An 18,889-nucleotide genomic window follows, 5' to 3' on the forward strand; every position below is an offset into this window, starting at 1 on the left:
CTCAAACTCGCTTTCAATTTATCCACCTTACTATTACTTTGGAGAAACTACCATGTCTATTCTGAAAACAGTTGATGCTAAACACTTTCACACCGAAATTCCCTACAAACCGATGGGAAAATATGTTCACTTTCTAACCATTCGAGTCACCGAATCCTATCCCCTATTTCAAACCGATAGCGAACTCAATAAAGCCCGAATTCGTGCAGGTATTCAAGACCGAACTCCCATCAGTCGGTTGACTATGTTTAAGCGTAAACAATCAACCCCTGAACGTTTAGCAGGTCGAGAACTGTTGAGAAAATATGAGTTTATGACCGCAGAAGAATGTGAATATAATGTCTCTTTTGCAATGGATAATCCCGACTGTATTATTTATGGTTTTGCGATTGGTGATTCGGGTTCAGAAAAATCAAAAGTTGTTGTAGATACAGCATTTTCGATTACCGCTTTTGATGAATCTCACGAAACATTTACCCTTAATGCTCCCTTTGAAAATGGAACAATGGCTTCTAAAGGTGAGAAAGGTTCAAAACCGGGTGAAGTTACAAGCCGAATTAACCAACAAGATCACATCAAACCTCAAGTTTTCTTTCCGAGTATTGTCACCTTAAAAGATCCAACAGAAGCGAGTTTTCTGTATGTCTTTAATAATATTATGAGAACCCGTCACTATGGCGCACAAACTACCCGCACGGGACGCTTAAGAAATGAACTGATTGGGGTTGTTTTTGCCGATGGTGAAATTGTGAGTAATCTGCGTTGGACTCAAGCTATTTATGATCAATTAAAAACTGAAAATAAGCTTGGTTCTCTTGATCCTTTGGATGAAAATGATGTAATAGAAGCTGCAACAAGTACAATTCAAATGCTAATGACTGAAGAATTTATCGTTCATACTGACTTTATTGGGGATGGATTTACACCCTTATTAACTGAAGTTAAAGCCCTGACTCGCACCGAAGATGGTATTTTACAAATCTTGCGACAAGCGGATACAGACGCAAAAGATTATGCGGGTAAACACATCAAGAAAAAATCGGAACCTAGCACCCAAAAAAATAAATCATCTAGCAAGTCGAAGTAATTGTAATCCATGAAAACGATCTATCAATGTCAAATTGAACTGCATGATAGTCTGTATTTTGCGACTCGTGAAATTGGGCGGCTTTATGAAACAGAACCCATCATTCATAACTACGCCCTTTGTTACGCACTGGGTTTAATTGATAGTGAAACTCATGCAACAACGGTTTCAGAAGAACATTCCTATCGCTATTTTTGTGCCGAACAAGTTCCCCAATACGAAGCCCATTTAACGCCCTTAAACCAACAGGGAATTTATGTAACTCCCGCCCGTGCAGTTTCCCATGCTGCGGTTCTCAATACTTGGAAATATGCCAATAATAACTATCATGTAGAAATGGAGAAAACCCAGAAAAATATTCCTAGTTTTGGACGTACAAAAGAGATTTCACCGGAGAGTATTTTTGAATTCTTCATCCTCTCGGAAAAATCTCTAAAACTTCCCAAATGGATTCGTTTAGGAAAATGGGCGAGTAAAGCTGAGTTAAGGGTTCAAGAATTAGCTAAACCCAAAAAAGCAGAAGGTTTATTAACTTTCCCCTATCCACTGAACCCTTTGGATGTGATGTTTACTCATCAAGTGATTAGCTACGATGTGGTTAATATGCCGCCTGTTAGCCTGATTAAAAATGTAAAATTGCAAGGAGAATATTATCAAATTAACGAACCGATAAAACTTAAAATTCCAGCCAAGATGGAATATCACTTTAGAGTCAACTAGCAATAATTAAGCTCAATTTTAGGCTTTTCTTAAAGAGTGTATTTACCATGCCTTATAGCCTTGTTTTGAACCTTATTCCTCTGTCTCCCATCTCCCCAAACTTTCTAAGTGGAAGACATTTACACGCCTTATTTCTAACCCTTGTTAGTTCGGTTGATAAACCATTAGGGGATTATTTACATCAGTCTCAATCAGAAAAATCCTTCACGCTAAGTCCCCTACAAACTTGTGCCAAAAACCAACACTTTAGACAAACTTTGCAATGGGAACATTCTCAACAAATTTCTGTGGGAACACCCTGTTGGTGGCGTATTTCTTTACTGGATGAAAGTTTATTTAGCAAGCTGACTCAACTGTGGTTAAACCTCAATTCTGATCAACCCTGGCATTTAGGATCGGCTAATTTAAAGATTACCAGTATTCTGGCAACACCACAATCAACGCAACCTTGGGCGAATACTTCTTCCTACTCTCAATTATACCAGCAAGCCTCTAATAGCGATCGCTCATTTACGCTGATTTTTGCGACTCCCGCAGCCTTTCGTCAAGGAAAATTTGACACTTCTCTCCCCACTGGTGAATTAATTTTTAACAGCCTTTTAAGTCGGTGGAATAAACACAGTGGGATTGAATTTAAAGAACTCCCCCTCAGTTCTCTTTTTCCCAGTTTTTTCAATATCCAAACTGAAATGATTGCTGACTCCCGCAGTAAATTTATTGGCTGTGTTGGAAAAGTAAATTATCGGTTATTTGGAGACGTTGAACCGGAGATCATTCAACAAATTAATACCCTCGCTGACTTTGCATTTTATTGTGGGGTTGGGCGGAAAACACCGATGGGAATGGGAATGTTAAGAAGGTTACATAAGGAGGGGACAGAAAGTTTAAGAAGGTTATAGGGGATAGATTTTAGGGGAGGAAATATGACTGGAATTCAATCACATCGAGATTTAATTGTTTGGCAAAAGTCGATGATATGGTTGTGCAAATTTATAAATTGTCAGCACATTTTTCCAGTACAGAAATCTATCGACTCACAGCGCAAATTACAAGGTCAGCAGCGTCAGTTCCAGCCAATATTGCAGAAGGTCATGCACGAGAAATAGGTAAAGATTATGCTCATTTTTTAGCAATTGCTAAAGGATCACTGATGAAAACAGAAACTTTTTTAATGTTGGCTATTCGATTAAGTTATTTATCTGCAAATCAAACCCATGAAACTTTATCTCTAATTACTGAAATCAGCAAAATGCTAACCACGCTTCAAAACCGAATTCTTCAAAGTAAAAATCAATGAATTTCTCACCTACTATGAACAATTATCTGTCCCCTGTAACCTGTCACCTGTCACCTAGCGATTACATTCCAATTGCTGCACTGAACCAATATGCTTATTGTTCTCATCGCTGTTGGCGAATGTTTTGTGCAGGTGAATTTGAGGATAATGAATACACCATTGAAGGAACAAGTTTACATGAACGTGTTCATACTGTTAGTCAAGAACTGCGGGTAGAACTTGAACAAATTCGCGCTATTTGGTTAAAATCCGAACGCTATCAACTCATCGGAAAATCAGATTTAATTGAATTAGAATCAGGACAAGTTTATCCGGTTGAATATAAGCGTGGAAAACGGGGAGAATGGGATAATGATGAGTTGCAAGTCTGCGCCCAAGCTTTGTGTTTGGAAGAAATGATGGGAAAAACTGTAGATATTGGTTATATTTATTATGCCCATTCTCATCAACGCCAACCCGTCGAAATTTCCACAACATTACGCCAAAATGCGATCGCCACAATAGAAGCGGTTCAACTGTTATTTAATACGGGAATAATGCCAAAACCAGTTTACACCCAACGCTGCAAAGGTTGCAGTCTTTATTCTCGCTGTTTACCCCAAGCTTCTAAAAAAGTAGGAGGATATAAAGAAAGCGATTAACACACTAAAAATCTGGGCAAAATTTCAATCTATTCAACTCAAATAAGGAAACTAAAATGGGTACTATCTACATCATTCAAGAAGACGCTTTCATTGGTAAAACAGACGAACGCCTGATCGTAAAAGTCGGCAAAGAAAAACACATTGATGTTCCATTAATCAAAGTCGAAGGAATTGTTATTTTAGGTCGTGCAACTGTTTCTCCGGCTGTTGTCGCTGAACTCCTACAACGTCATATCCCCATCACATTCTTAACGAAAACTGGACGCTATCTCGGTCGCTTAGAACCCGAAGTAACTAAAAATATTTTTGTGCGAAAATCCCAATGGTTAGCCGCCGGAGAATCTCCCCAAGCGGTTCATGCCGTTCGAGGTTTTGTACGCGGAAAACTGAAGAACTATCGCAATACTCTACTCCGCCGAAGTCGAGAATATTCCGAACTCGATTTACAAACAAAAATCACCCAAATCGAACAAGCGATCGCCCCCATTAATAAGACCGAAAACATCAACAGTTTACGAGGTTTAGAAGGGGCAGGAAGTGCTGCTTATTTCGGATGTTTCAATGAATTAATTAATAACAGTGCATTTTTCTTTCAAACTCGCAACCGTCGTCCGCCTCTCGATCCCGTCAATTCTCTACTGAGTTTGGGTTATGCTTTATTACGAAATGATGTTCAGAGTGCAGTCAATATTGTGGGTTTTGATCCTTACTTGGGTTATCTTCATGTTGAACGCTATGGTCGTCCTTCTTTAGCATTAGATTTAATGGAAGAATTTCGTCCCTTAATTGTTGATTCAGTTGTTCTCAGTACCCTGAACAAAAAGCTATTGAACCCCGAACATTTTATCACTGAACCCTTAAGTCATGCTGTCTCTCTCACACCCGAAGGTTTGAAAATATTCTTGCAACTGTACGAACATAAAAAACAATCAAAATTCACGCATCCTGTTCTCAAGCGTCAGTGTACTTATCAAGAATCCTTTGAAATTCAGGCGCGACTCCTAGCAAAATATTTGATGGAAGAAACCAACCAATATCCCCCGTTAGTTTTGAGATAAAAATTCAGAACTTGTCAATCAGACTCAACAGGAGTTTTCAATGTTTGTAATCATCAGCTACGATATTTCTGAAGACAAACGCCGCACCAAAATACACAATATTCTCAAATCCTACGGTCAATGGGTACAATATAGTGTGTTTGAATGTGACCTGACTGCAACTCAATATGCTAAATTGCGTCGCCGACTTGCTAAACTGATAAATAACCAAGCCGATAGCATCCGCTTCTATTTTCTCTGCGCCTGCTGTCACGGTAAGATAGAACGCATTGGCGGTGAAATGCCCTGCGACTACTCGATTTTCTTTGTCTAACCTTGGACTTCTGCGCGGTAGGGTAGGTATCATAGCAGAGCATCTCCCAAAAACAGGCTGAATACCTCTATCAGCAATGCTTCTGAACATCTGATCGGCTTACTTCTTCCGCGCAACTTCTGAAAAGCTTACTGGATAAGGGTTTTAGCCAAAAATAGGATTGAGCAACTTGACATCTCTTTCAGTTTCTATGGTATACTTACTCTCATCCGCGCAACTGAACCTCGAAAACCAAATAATTCAAGCACTTTGGGCTACTGCGGTTACAATTAACAAGAATCCCTATTAGGGATTGAAACCTAAGGGTGTTTAACCCAGTCCCGTTGGGGGGAATTGCACCCGTTACAATTAACAAGAATCCCTATTAGGGATTGAAACTCGCTAGAGACAAAGCAATATTCAACTCATTTAATGTTACAATTAACAAGAATCCCTATTAGGGATTGAAACGATTGCCTGATAATCCCCAAGCCATCAAACGAAAGTTACAATTAACAAGAATCCCTATTAGGGATTGAAACAACTCCATTGTTGACCGATCACTTTGATTGCCTCGTTACAATTAACAAGAATCCCTATTAGGGATTGAAACCAAAGGTAAGAAGTGGGCGGTTGTTAATTTAGTCAGGTTACAATTAACAAGAATCCCTATTAGGGATTGAAACCAACGAAAAAAGATTGAATATCAAACGAGCATTGTTACAATTAACAAGAATCCCTATTAGGGATTGAAACTCTTTAAAGCGATCGCGCTTACTTCTCACGAAGTCCCGACTGTTACAATTAACAAGAATCCCTATTAGGGATTGAAACAACAGATGAACCTCTGAAAATTGCTGTTTAGAGATCGCCAAGTTACAATTAACAAGAATCCCTATTAGGGATTGAAACAACTCAGCGATCGCAATATGGATCATAGGCTCTGTTACAATTAACAAGAATCCCTATTAGGGATTGAAACTCGGATTTCTGCTCTGGCGATCGCTTCTTTCATCTGTTACAATTAACAAGAATCCCTATTAGGGATTGAAACTGATTAGAATCCCCCTCACCGGGGAGGGGGAGGTAAAGGAGTTACAATTAACAAGAATCCCTATTAGGGATTGAAACCTGATCCGTTTCCTGCCATTCAAAGTTGTATAGGAGTTACAATTAACAAGAATCCCTATTAGGGATTGAAACTCAGATTTAATCTCGTCTAACTTCTCTGACAACTGGTTACAATTAACAAGAATCCCTATTAGGGATTGAAACATCCAACGCCGCAGTGATCGCGCTGTGCCTGATTGTTACAATTAACAAGAATCCCTATTAGGGATTGAAACAAACAACGCCTAAGCTATGAGTTTCCGGCTAAGGCAAAAGTTAGGTTACAATTAACAAGAATCCCTATTAGGGATTGAAACAATCAACACAGAAGACACCATTCAATCTTATTGTACCATGTTACAATTAACAAGAATCCCTATTAGGGATTGAAACCTTAGTAAGAAGATGAAGCGGGAACAACTCAGCAGTTACAATTAACAAGAATCCCTATTAGGGATTGAAACCAATTTCTATCGGGTAAAGAGGTTTGCCGTTGAGGTTACAATTAACAAGAATCCCTATTAGGGATTGAAACCAAGAAACATTAGCACTTCCATTAAATGTTTTACCAGTCGAGTTACAATTAACAAGAATCCCTATTAGGGATTGAAACGAGAAGCTTTTGCTTAAATTCATCTGGCAAACCTGGTTACAATTAACAAGAATCCCTATTAGGGATTGAAACAAGTTGCCCGACTAGAAGCCCTATTATCTGATACTGTTACAATTAACAAGAATCCCTATTAGGGATTGAAACTTATTATCCTTACGATCTTCAACACCCCATTCAATCGAGTTACAATTAACAAGAATCCCTATTAGGGATTGAAACAGGTTACGGGTAACTGTTGGGAGCTGAACAAGAAGGGTGTTACAATTAACAAGAATCCCTATTAGGGATTGAAACAATAAATACTTTCATAGACTCTTGATATTTGTCGATCGTTACAATTAACAAGAATCCCTATTAGGGATTGAAACCAAAAGCTGATGGGCCACAAGGACATCAGAAATAGTTACAATTAACAAGAATCCCTATTAGGGATTGAAACCGGGAATTCCTGAAGCAATCGGGATTAGTCGGGTTTGGTTACAATTAACAAGAATCCCTATTAGGGATTGAAACGATAGTAACACTAGAATTCGATTAGAAGTTGGGGTTACAATTAACAAGAATCCCTATTAGGGATTGAAACTTCAGAACCGTATTACTTAGAACAACCAAACTGTTACAATTAACAAGAATCCCTATTAGGGATTGAAACCAGTTTGAGCGAGCTTATTATAATGACGAGCAAATGTTACAATTAACAAGAATCCCTATTAGGGATTGAAACTACAATAACACATTCGTCTCAACTTTGTCACAAATTTCCGGTTACAATTAACAAGAATCCCTATTAGGGATTGAAACGTAATGACTGAATTCGCTACTCAAGCTCCCATTGTTACAATTAACAAGAATCCCTATTAGGGATTGAAACACTAGATATCCTGTGATAATATGCCGTTCACCGTTACAATTAACAAGAATCCCTATTAGGGATTGAAACAATCTCTTCACCTTTGTAGTTCACACCCTTACGAGTTACAATTAACAAGAATCCCTATTAGGGATTGAAACTTACAGGAACCAAGGTAGAAATAGCCTTGATCCCCGTTACAATTAACAAGAATCCCTATTAGGGATTGAAACCAATTGATCGCCAAGGGAGTATTTCAAGGTGATGGTTACAATTAACAAGAATCCCTATTAGGGATTGAAACAAAAATGCTCTTAGCATTAGAACCCGATGTAGTTATCCTTGGTTACAATTAACAAGAATCCCTATTAGGGATTGAAACTGAGTATCCCAAAGGATTGCAAGAATTTGTCTAAGGTTACAATTAACAAGAATCCCTATTAGGGATTGAAACACAGCACTTTGGTGGGTTTTGTCCACCAGTTGATGTTACAATTAACAAGAATCCCTATTAGGGATTGAAACAATGAGACGATTTTTTCAGCCTGTTCAATCATCAGTTACAATTAACAAGAATCCCTATTAGGGATTGAAACCACCATATTTTCAAGGTGGATTTTAATTCGTTATCGTTACAATTAACAAGAATCCCTATTAGGGATTGAAACACAAAATAGGCATTTCCATTAGCCCTAGAAGCTTACGTTACAATTAACAAGAATCCCTATTAGGGATTGAAACGTTTAGCTTCCATCCGCGTGCATTGGCATCTCTTGTTACAATTAACAAGAATCCCTATTAGGGATTGAAACGAGGAAAAATCGAGATTTAGAATTTTGAGCGAGTGGAGTTACAATTAACAAGAATCCCTATTAGGGATTGAAACAGAAATTAGGATGATGGCTCAATTGATTCGACATACACGTTACAATTAACAAGAATCCCTATTAGGGATTGAAACGCATCACAAAGCAACAATGTTCGCCGACAAATTCCATCATGTTACAATTAACAAGAATCCCTATTAGGGATTGAAACATAAGTTCCAGTATCAGCCCTTAGCGCGGAAAATCTCCCGAGTTACAATTAACAAGAATCCCTATTAGGGATTGAAACTTGAACCTTCCGCTAAACAGCAACAATTACCGCAAGGCAGCGACGTTACAATTAACAAGAATCCCTATTAGGGATTGAAACGAGGGAACGTATTAGGTTGCACAGCTTCGGGTTGGTTACAATTAACAAGAATCCCTATTAGGGATTGAAACTTAAATTTAGTTGAATAGGGGGATTTATTCCCCCACAAGTTACAATTAACAAGAATCCCTATTAGGGATTGAAACGGAGTAATTCTTAGAAATTTCATCCGCTCATAAAGTTACAATTAACAAGAATCCCTATTAGGGATTGAAACAAACTGACCATTCACTAAGCTAAATTGCTTATCCTGTTACAATTAACAAGAATCCCTATTAGGGATTGAAACAAGGTGATGCCGTTTGAGTTTGTCCGTCAGGTAATTCTCGTTACAATTAACAAGAATCCCTATTAGGGATTGAAACTAACCCAACAGGCGCGTGTAATGTAACAAGTTATGCGATGGTTACAATTAACAAGAATCCCTATTAGGGATTGAAACTTCGCAGAAGTTTTAGCCCAACTTTTGGATAACGTTACAATTAACAAGAATCCCTATTAGGGATTGAAACGGGAGTCACGATCCCACCCAACAACTAACTCACGTTACAATTAACAAGAATCCCTATTAGGGATTGAAACAGTTCAACGACGGATTCAGGCAATGTTTATATTAGTTACAATTAACAAGAATCCCTATTAGGGATTGAAACTCGCTACGATCCTTGATCCAGAAACGGCGATCATATCGTTCAACGTTACAATTAACAAGAATCCCTATTAGGGATTGAAACATTCATAATATAACCTCAATCGATACCCTATTATGGTTACAATTAACAAGAATCCCTATTAGGGATTGAAACTAGGTATAACCCATCCGCCTTGCATTATTGAGCAAGTCCTAGTTACAATTAACAAGAATCCCTATTAGGGATTGAAACAATTATCACTGGTTCATAATCAAAAGCGTTTCTAGTTACAATTAACAAGAATCCCTATTAGGGATTGAAACGGTTTTGAGCCACTCGACAAACTTCTCCCAGTCTTGTTACAATTAACAAGAATCCCTATTAGGGATTGAAACTTTGGTTCATTCATTTTTCGTGGCAAAGTGTTTATAGTTACAATTAACAAGAATCCCTATTAGGGATTGAAACATCAGGACTCATATTCAATCTCGGGAAACCCCAGTTACAATTAACAAGAATCCCTATTAGGGATTGAAACAAGACTTGGTATCATAAGTTAACCGCATTTTTGCAAGGTTACAATTAACAAGAATCCCTATTAGGGATTGAAACGAGGGAGTAACTGAGATCGGAATGCGATCGCACAGTTACAATTAACAAGAATCCCTATTAGGGATTGAAACTAGTTCCCAACCATCCCAGTTGCGGGTGTAAATAGTTACAATTAACAAGAATCCCTATTAGGGATTGAAACTTCAGGAATTTCCTCTATTCTTTTTGACAAAACTTCCATGGTTACAATTAACAAGAATCCCTATTAGGGATTGAAACTTTTCAGCCGGGGATTTTGGATCGCTCGTTCGTCTAGCGTTACAATTAACAAGAATCCCTATTAGGGATTGAAACGGATTTGAAACGCTCGACCTATGCTATTAGCAGATCGTTACAATTAACAAGAATCCCTATTAGGGATTGAAACTACTGGATTGCACCTCCAGATGATAACTCAACTTGTTACAATTAACAAGAATCCCTATTAGGGATTGAAACCTAAGGGAATTAATCCCAGTCCCGTTGGGGGAATGTTACAATTAACAAGAATCCCTATTAGGGATTGAAACTGGAGTTACTGTTTACGGAGCTGTTGCAACATCTTCAGACCCCAAGTGTTACAATTAACAAGAATCCCTATTAGGGATTGAAACAAGGATTGGGGAAATGATGGGGAAATTGCGATAGAGTTACAATTAACAAGAATCCCTATTAGGGATTGAAACAGATTAGAAGGTGAAACGAGTTACACCTATCAGGTTACAATTAACAAGAATCCCTATTAGGGATTGAAACCGGGGGATGAACGATGGCGAACTCGCCTTTCAAGGTTACAATTAACAAGAATCCCTATTAGGGATTGAAACCTTCGATAAGTTTCTCCGCTAAATTTGGTAACTGGTTACAATTAACAAGAATCCCTATTAGGGATTGAAACACTTTATTAGATTTGTCACTGCCAATAAATATTCTATTGTTACAATTAACAAGAATCCCTATTAGGGATTGAAACCAAGAAGTTCAAACAGAAAAGACTATTTACGAAGGTTACAATTAACAAGAATCCCTATTAGGGATTGAAACTCTGGAATAGACTTGGCTTCGTTGATTCTTGTTACGTTACAATTAACAAGAATCCCTATTAGGGATTGAAACGGAAGATTAACAGCAGATAGCTTTGCTGGGAGCTGCTCAGGGTTACAATTAACAAGAATCCCTATTAGGGATTGAAACTCTCTGTATATTCTATCACAGAGGATCTATAAACAGTTACAATTAACAAGAATCCCTATTAGGGATTGAAACGATAGAAATATCGCTTTCTTGCCATTCAAAATTATAAATAAGTTACAATTAACAAGAATCCCTATTAGGGATTGAAACGTGATTATGAGAAAGGGTTGAATATAACGTATTGTGATTGTTACAATTAACAAGAATCCCTATTAGGGATTGAAACCATTTGTAAATATTCCACCGTCCTGAATCCCACCGGTTACAATTAACAAGAATCCCTATTAGGGATTGAAACTTTAAAAACCTGATATTGATAGTAAGCCAGTTCGGTTACAATTAACAAGAATCCCTATTAGGGATTGAAACGTCTTGGGAGGGCTTCGCCGCACAAATTTCCGTGTTACAATTAACAAGAATCCCTATTAGGGATTGAAACGGCAAAGCTAAAATCAAAAGTCGCATTGTGAGAAGTTACAATTAACAAGAATCCCTATTAGGGATTGAAACTTGAATCAGCAATATTGCTTCAGATTGCAGCGCTGTTACAATTAACAAGAATCCCTATTAGGGATTGAAACAATGATCCAAGCTGTGAGTAAGCAGATCGAGGATGTTACAATTAACAAGAATCCCTATTAGGGATTGAAACAACTAAACAACTATTTTTAACCTTTCTTGAAGGGTTACAATTAACAAGAATCCCTATTAGGGATTGAAACCTGATCCTTGCCCACCTCCCGAAGATCCGCCTCTAATTGTTACAATTAACAAGAATCCCTATTAGGGATTGAAACCAGTACCTTCTAGACATACTTGCACAATTAGATAATTGTTACAATTAACAAGAATCCCTATTAGGGATTGAAACCCAAGAACAGTCTGGTAGCGGGTCTGCCATTCGAGTTACAATTAACAAGAATCCCTATTAGGGATTGAAACTGCACTGTAGGGGATTTTACGATCAATAATAAATGCGTTACAATTAACAAGAATCCCTATTAGGGATTGAAACAGGTTCAACGCTGGATTAGACCGATTGGTGAGAGAGTTACAATTAACAAGAATCCCTATTAGGGATTGAAACATCCGACTTAAGGATAGATACAGTTGAACTTCTAAGTTACAATTAACAAGAATCCCTATTAGGGATTGAAACGTCAAAAAGAGTTTTGATTAACTTTTCTTCTCTTGTTACAATTAACAAGAATCCCTATTAGGGATTGAAACTAAAATCATGCACACAGAAACATCGACAAAGGTTACAATTAACAAGAATCCCTATTAGGGATTGAAACCTCATCTTTATTACTATGTCTACGCAGGGCATTGTTACAATTAACAAGAATCCCTATTAGGGATTGAAACTACTCATGACCAAAGTGCTAATACTATTAATAGTGTTACAATTAACAAGAATCCCTATTAGGGATTGAAACAAATCAATTGCATTTATTAAGTCTGTTGGGCGCTCTCGCGTTACAATTAACAAGAATCCCTATTAGGGATTGAAACAAAATCTACAGACAATTCTGTGGCTATGGAAGAGTTACAATTAACAAGAATCCCTATTAGGGATTGAAACACATTCAGTTTGGGTAGAATCATAACGATCTAAAGTTACAATTAACAAGAATCCCTATTAGGGATTGAAACCACCAATTGCAACTGCTCAAACCCGCTCTGTGTAGTTACAATTAACAAGAATCCCTATTAGGGATTGAAACCAAATTTTGAAGGCAGCGAATGTTTAAGGATGTGGCGCAATGTTACAATTAACAAGAATCCCTATTAGGGATTGAAACACTTCTGATTCCTAGCAAACCTTTACCTTTATTGATACTCGTTACAATTAACAAGAATCCCTATTAGGGATTGAAACTCATTCCAGATTGCCTAGCCCATTCTGCTTGGGTCTTGTTACAATTAACAAGAATCCCTATTAGGGATTGAAACAGTATAACTGTAATACCAAAGGTAGTAAACCGAGTTACAATTAACAAGAATCCCTATTAGGGATTGAAACGCCACCTTCCGAGCGCTCTTTCGTGAATAGCTGACCAGTTACAATTAACAAGAATCCCTATTAGGGATTGAAACTTCGATAGCCGTTATTTCTAACACCTAGCAAGCGTTACAATTAACAAGAATCCCTATTAGGGATTGAAACTTAACTTCTCTCTCGGAACAGTAAGCCTTCGATGGTTACAATTAACAAGAATCCCTATTAGGGATTGAAACAACAACTCAGTCCTGAGCATGACATTAAACTACTCAAGTTACAATTAACAAGAATCCCTATTAGGGATTGAAACTTAACGAATACAAACCAAGCAAACAGCCCCTAGCGTTACAATTAACAAGAATCCCTATTAGGGATTGAAACGAAAACAGCTAATTTCTTCAGCCAACTGATTGTATTGTTACAATTAACAAGAATCCCTATTAGGGATTGAAACCCGCGCCAACGATTTCCTTTTTCATCTGTATAGTGTTACAATTAACAAGAATCCCTATTAGGGATTGAAACGAAGACCCGATAAATCTTCCACTCCGAAAACCAGGTTACAATTAACAAGAATCCCTATTAGGGATTGAAACAAGTTGAAAAGATAGTTGATTTTTGTTTTACCAGGTTACAATTAACAAGAATCCCTATTAGGGATTGAAACAAGGTTTTGAGGATAGCCGTCTATCCTCCTTCACGTTACAATTAACAAGAATCCCTATTAGGGATTGAAACAGAAGTCGCAAAACTGTCACAGATTTTTGATCGGAAAGCTGGTTACAATTAACAAGAATCCCTATTAGGGATTGAAACTTATTAGTGAGAATTTCATCTCACCAGTACCGATGGTTACAATTAACAAGAATCCCTATTAGGGATTGAAACAAAACAGACTTAACTGACTCTAAACCTTTAACTGGTTACAATTAACAAGAATCCCTATTAGGGATTGAAACAGGAAGCAGAACCTTATCATAGAGCAGGTCAGAAAGGTTACAATTAACAAGAATCCCTATTAGGGATTGAAACTCTCAGTTCGATATCGTCGATGTTGATGATCACGTTACAATTAACAAGAATCCCTATTAGGGATTGAAACTAAAATGAGACTGGGGCGAGGGACAATTCTCGAAGGTTACAATTAACAAGAATCCCTATTAGGGATTGAAACATACTATCACAAGCCTCGGAGCAAGGATAGCCATAGTTACAATTAACAAGAATCCCTATTAGGGATTGAAACATTGGCGCAGGCAACCCAGGGGAAGTCGCCAAAATCCAGAGTTACAATTAACAAGAATCCCTATTAGGGATTGAAACCCAAACTTAATCCAACTATAAATAGATTCAAGCGTTACAATTAACAAGAATCCCTATTAGGGATTGAAACACAGGGAACGGAAAACCTGGGAAATCGAGACCATAGCCATAGTTACAATTAACAAGAATCCCTATTAGGGATTGAAACAAAATAAATTTACACCTTAATTATTCAGTTTTAAGGTTACAATTAACAAGAATCCCTATTAGGGATTGAAACGCAATACCGTAACACCCCCTACAAAGGCAGAAATAACCTTGTTACAATTAACAAGAATCCCTATTAGGGATTGAAACAACCTAACATTCAAGAATTCCCCCCTCTTGGACACTGCCGAGTTACAATTAACAAGAATCCCTATTAGGGATTGAAACTTCCTCCACTAACTCTGATATCAAAATCAAGCTGTTACAATTAACAAGAATCCCTATTAGGGATTGAAACTTTCATAGCTATTAAGTAGCGCTGGCTGTAGGCTTGTTACAATTAACAAGAATCCCTATTAGGGATTGAAACCTACAGCTATTCGTTGATCTTCGACAGATAAACTACACGAAGTTACAATTAACAAGAATCCCTATTAGGGATTGAAACCGATGGGATTCAGGACGTTGGAATATTTATAAATGGTTACAATTAACAAGAATCCCTATTAGGGATTGAAACTCGAATCATAATACTGATGCCGAGTACACCTTCTCAATAGTTACAATTAACAAGAATCCCTATTAGGGATTGAAACGGGGCTATTGGTGTAGGAATGGCAGCATTGTTAAAATGTTACAATTAACAAGAATCCCTATTAGGGATTGAAACCAAGAACTCCTCGACCAATGCGGGGAGTACGTGGGTTACAATTAACAAGAATCCCTATTAGGGATTGAAACATCAAAATTTTAATCAGCGATCAACAAACTGATTGTTACAATTAACAAGAATCCCTATTAGGGATTGAAACCTCGATCTAATCTCAGACCGCACGAAGAAATTTAGTTACAATTAACAAGAATCCCTATTAGGGATTGAAACACTTGCCCTTTCATCCTCGTCGTGAATCCGCTTAGGTTACAATTAACAAGAATCCCTATTAGGGATTGAAACCTTTGATTTGCGCAGATAGAGATTTATTTAGGTTACAATTAACAAGAATCCCTATTAGGGATTGAAACAACTTTTACCCGATTGGGTATCGCCTTTACTCAAGTTACAATTAACAAGAATCCCTATTAGGGATTGAAACGTGCGGTTGCTTCGGCATCAAATTTGGTATGCAGGTTACAATTAACAAGAATCCCTATTAGGGATTGAAACCAAAAGACGAGGTAGATTTCGAAACGGCGACGGCAATTTTTGTTACAATTAACAAGAATCCCTATTAGGGATTGAAACTGGGGATTCCGACAGCAACATTTGGGCAAAGACGGGTTACAATTAACAAGAATCCCTATTAGGGATTGAAACATGGCATCAACCAATTCCTCTCGAATATTTTCATGTTACAATTAACAAGAATCCCTATTAGGGATTGAAACTTAGCTTTGTCCCAATGGGATTATACACCAGCACAGGTTACAATTAACAAGAATCCCTATTAGGGATTGAAACTGATTTGAATTTGCCTCGTTGTTTCTGCTGGTGTGTTACAATTAACAAGAATCCCTATTAGGGATTGAAACTAAGTCTGATTAGCTAACATAAAAAGGGGGTTTGTTACAATTAACAAGAATCCCTATTAGGGATTGAAACGGGGAATTTTTAGGCTAAAGTTTTTCGGAAAAACCATGTTACAATTAACAAGAATCCCTATTAGGGATTGAAACCTTTCGGGCTGTATTCTCCACTGCCATAAAATCTGTTACAATTAACAAGAATCCCTATTAGGGATTGAAACCTGACTACGTGCCGACCTGCGTTGAGGACATGGAAGTTACAATTAACAAGAATCCCTATTAGGGATTGAAACATTTTGCAATTCTCTCCAAAGAGCATTCCATTTGTCGTTACAATTAACAAGAATCCCTATTAGGGATTGAAACAAATGCTTCCGCCAGGTTGATCCAACTGTGAGAAGTTACAATTAACAAGAATCCCTATTAGGGATTGAAACCAAGAACTGGGCATCAACAACCGCAGGATTTATGTTACAATTAACAAGAATCCCTATTAGGGATTGAAACTAAAATCATGCACACAGAACCATCGACAAAGGGCTTAAGTTACAATTAACAAGAATCCCTATTAGGGATTGAAACGGGGGAATTTTCCCCCTTCCTTCAACCATGAAATGTTACAATTAACAAGAATCCCTATTAGGGATTGAAACGTCCCAAACCCGCCTTTATACAAGTTCGAGATAAGTTACAATTAACAAGAATCCCTATTAGGGATTGAAACAGTTGAAGTTAATTTTCAGCGATTGAACCTGAGAAATCGGTTACAATTAACAAGAATCCCTATTAGGGATTGAAACACAATATACCCTAAAAATGGATGATTCATATATGTTACAATTAACAAGAATCCCTATTAGGGATTGAAACGGGGTTTTGTGTTGTACTGCCCCAACTATTAATTGTTACAATTAACAAGAATCCCTATTAGGGATTGAAACAACTTATAAGATATTCTGATCGCCGATACCTGATGTTACAATTAACAAGAATCCCTATTAGGGATTGAAACACGTCCATCCAACAGGTACTAGAAGGCACCTCAGGTTACAATTAACAAGAATCCCTATTAGGGATTGAAACGAAAAAACCTCAGTGGCACAATATCCCGACAGTTGCGTTACAATTAACAAGAATCCCTATTAGGGATTGAAACCCCGACCTGTAACTCCAGAGTTACACCGCAACCAAAGTTACAATTAACAAGAATCCCTATTAGGGATTGAAACAAGTATTTCCTGTGTGTAAAATTAAGGAGTAAGTGTTACAATTAACAAGAATCCCTATTAGGGATTGAAACCAGAAAGATTGGGTGAAAGTAATTCGCGATCAGTTGTTACAATTAACAAGAATCCCTATTAGGGATTGAAACAAGATGTGGCGATTACTTACAAACTAGAAACCGGAGGTGAGGTTACAATTAACAAGAATCCCTATTAGGGATTGAAACTTGGAAGTTCGCGGGGCTTACAAAGGTGGCGGAACAGGAAATAAGTTACAATTAACAAGAATCCCTATTAGGGATTGAAACAAAATAAAGCTATTGAATTCAAAAGAAAGTATTCCCCGTTACAATTAACAAGAATCCCTATTAGGGATTGAAACGAGTCGGTGAGTGTGGGGGATGGGTCGATCATCCGTTACAATTAACAAGAATCCCTATTAGGGATTGAAACTTGAACTTCCAGCACTTTCTTGGCTAGCTCTATTGTTACAATTAACAAGAATCCCTATTAGGGATTGAAACATTTCTGTATGGAACGACAGCGATAATCTTGTCTCCGTGTTACAATTAACAAGAATCCCTATTAGGGATTGAAACTATGAAAAAGAACGTGGGTTAGATGGAAAGCCCAGTTACAATTAACAAGAATCCCTATTAGGGATTGAAACCTCTGAGAAAGTAAGCACCCAGTCCGATAGCGAGTGAGAGTTACAATTAACAAGAATCCCTATTAGGGATTGAAACGTGGATGGCTGTCGTGCCTCGCATTTGTCCCAGGTTACAATTAACAAGAATCCCTATTAGGGATTGAAACTTACAAAAATTTTTGGTAGTGTAGCGGCAGGAATGGTTACAATTAACAAGAATCCCTATTAGGGATTGAAACTTTAAGATAGTTAAAATAGCTCAATCTCTGAGCAGAGTTACAATTAACAAGAATCCCTATTAGGGATTGAAACATCTTCTTCGCGCTGGTACTCGGGTGTCATTGAACGCCAGGTTACAATTAACAAGAATCCCTATTAGGGATTGAAACAAGCCTTGTTGCCAGACTTGGTAAAGCTCTTTTGGTGTTACAATTAACAAGAATCCCTATTAGGGATTGAAACATCGTAGAGATCAATGTAAACCGCACCGGGCAACGTTACAATTAACAAGAATCCCTATTAGGGATTGAAACTTCATTTTCCCTGACGTTCATTTTTGCCGCAACAGTTACAATTAACAAGAATCCCTATTAGGGATTGAAACGGGCAATTGGAGAACAGCTTACAGCGATCGCAACGTTACAATTAACAAGAATCCCTATTAGGGATTGAAACGCGATGATTTTTTCAGAAATAATTTGACCGCCGAAGGTTACAATTAACAAGAATCCCT

General features: G+C 37.6%; 7 protein-coding genes and 1 CRISPR repeat array (1 of these 8 cut by a window edge). All 7 genes read left to right on the forward strand.

Going from position 1 to position 18,889, the window contains the following annotated elements:
* Positions 1 to 52 precede the first annotated feature (52 nt).
* The 7 genes from cas7d to cas2 are packed head-to-tail and all read left to right on the forward strand — an operon-like array spanning position 53 to position 5,119.
* Positions 53 to 1,087, forward strand: coding sequence for a type I-D CRISPR-associated protein Cas7/Csc2 (cas7d, locus tag WN50_RS21350; RefSeq protein WP_046276750.1), 1,035 nt, complete (start codon positions 53 to 55; stop codon positions 1,085 to 1,087).
* A 9-nt stretch (positions 1,088 to 1,096) separates the two neighbouring features.
* A complete protein-coding gene (gene cas5d, locus WN50_RS21355) occupies positions 1,097 to 1,807 on the forward strand; it encodes a type I-D CRISPR-associated protein Cas5/Csc1 (RefSeq protein WP_046276751.1) in 711 nt (236 codons plus the stop codon).
* 47 nt (positions 1,808 to 1,854) lie between these two features.
* Positions 1,855 to 2,706, forward strand: a complete 852-nt coding sequence (gene cas6, locus WN50_RS21360; RefSeq protein WP_046276752.1) for a CRISPR-associated endoribonuclease Cas6 — start codon at positions 1,855 to 1,857, stop codon at positions 2,704 to 2,706.
* A 59-nt stretch (positions 2,707 to 2,765) separates the two neighbouring features.
* On the forward strand, positions 2,766 to 3,104 hold the full coding sequence (locus WN50_RS21365; RefSeq protein WP_200906333.1) for a four helix bundle protein: 339 nt from the start codon (positions 2,766 to 2,768) through the stop codon (positions 3,102 to 3,104).
* A 14-nt stretch (positions 3,105 to 3,118) separates the two neighbouring features.
* Complete coding sequence (gene cas4, locus WN50_RS21370; protein ID WP_152964892.1) at positions 3,119 to 3,745, forward strand: CRISPR-associated protein Cas4; 627 nt, start codon at positions 3,119 to 3,121, stop codon at positions 3,743 to 3,745.
* A 56-nt stretch (positions 3,746 to 3,801) separates the two neighbouring features.
* Positions 3,802 to 4,806, forward strand: coding sequence for a type I-D CRISPR-associated endonuclease Cas1d (cas1d, locus tag WN50_RS21375; protein ID WP_046276755.1), 1,005 nt, complete (start codon positions 3,802 to 3,804; stop codon positions 4,804 to 4,806).
* A gap of 40 nt (positions 4,807 to 4,846) precedes the next feature.
* Complete coding sequence (cas2, locus tag WN50_RS32615; RefSeq protein WP_072075626.1) at positions 4,847 to 5,119, forward strand: CRISPR-associated endonuclease Cas2; 273 nt, start codon at positions 4,847 to 4,849, stop codon at positions 5,117 to 5,119.
* A 262-nt stretch (positions 5,120 to 5,381) separates the two neighbouring features.
* A CRISPR array of direct repeats spans positions 5,382 to 18,889; the repeat unit is 37 nt; unit sequence GTTACAATTAACAAGAATCCCTATTAGGGATTGAAAC; it runs 8,924 nt beyond the window's last position.

The sequence above is a fragment of the Limnoraphis robusta CS-951 genome, assembly GCF_000972705.2.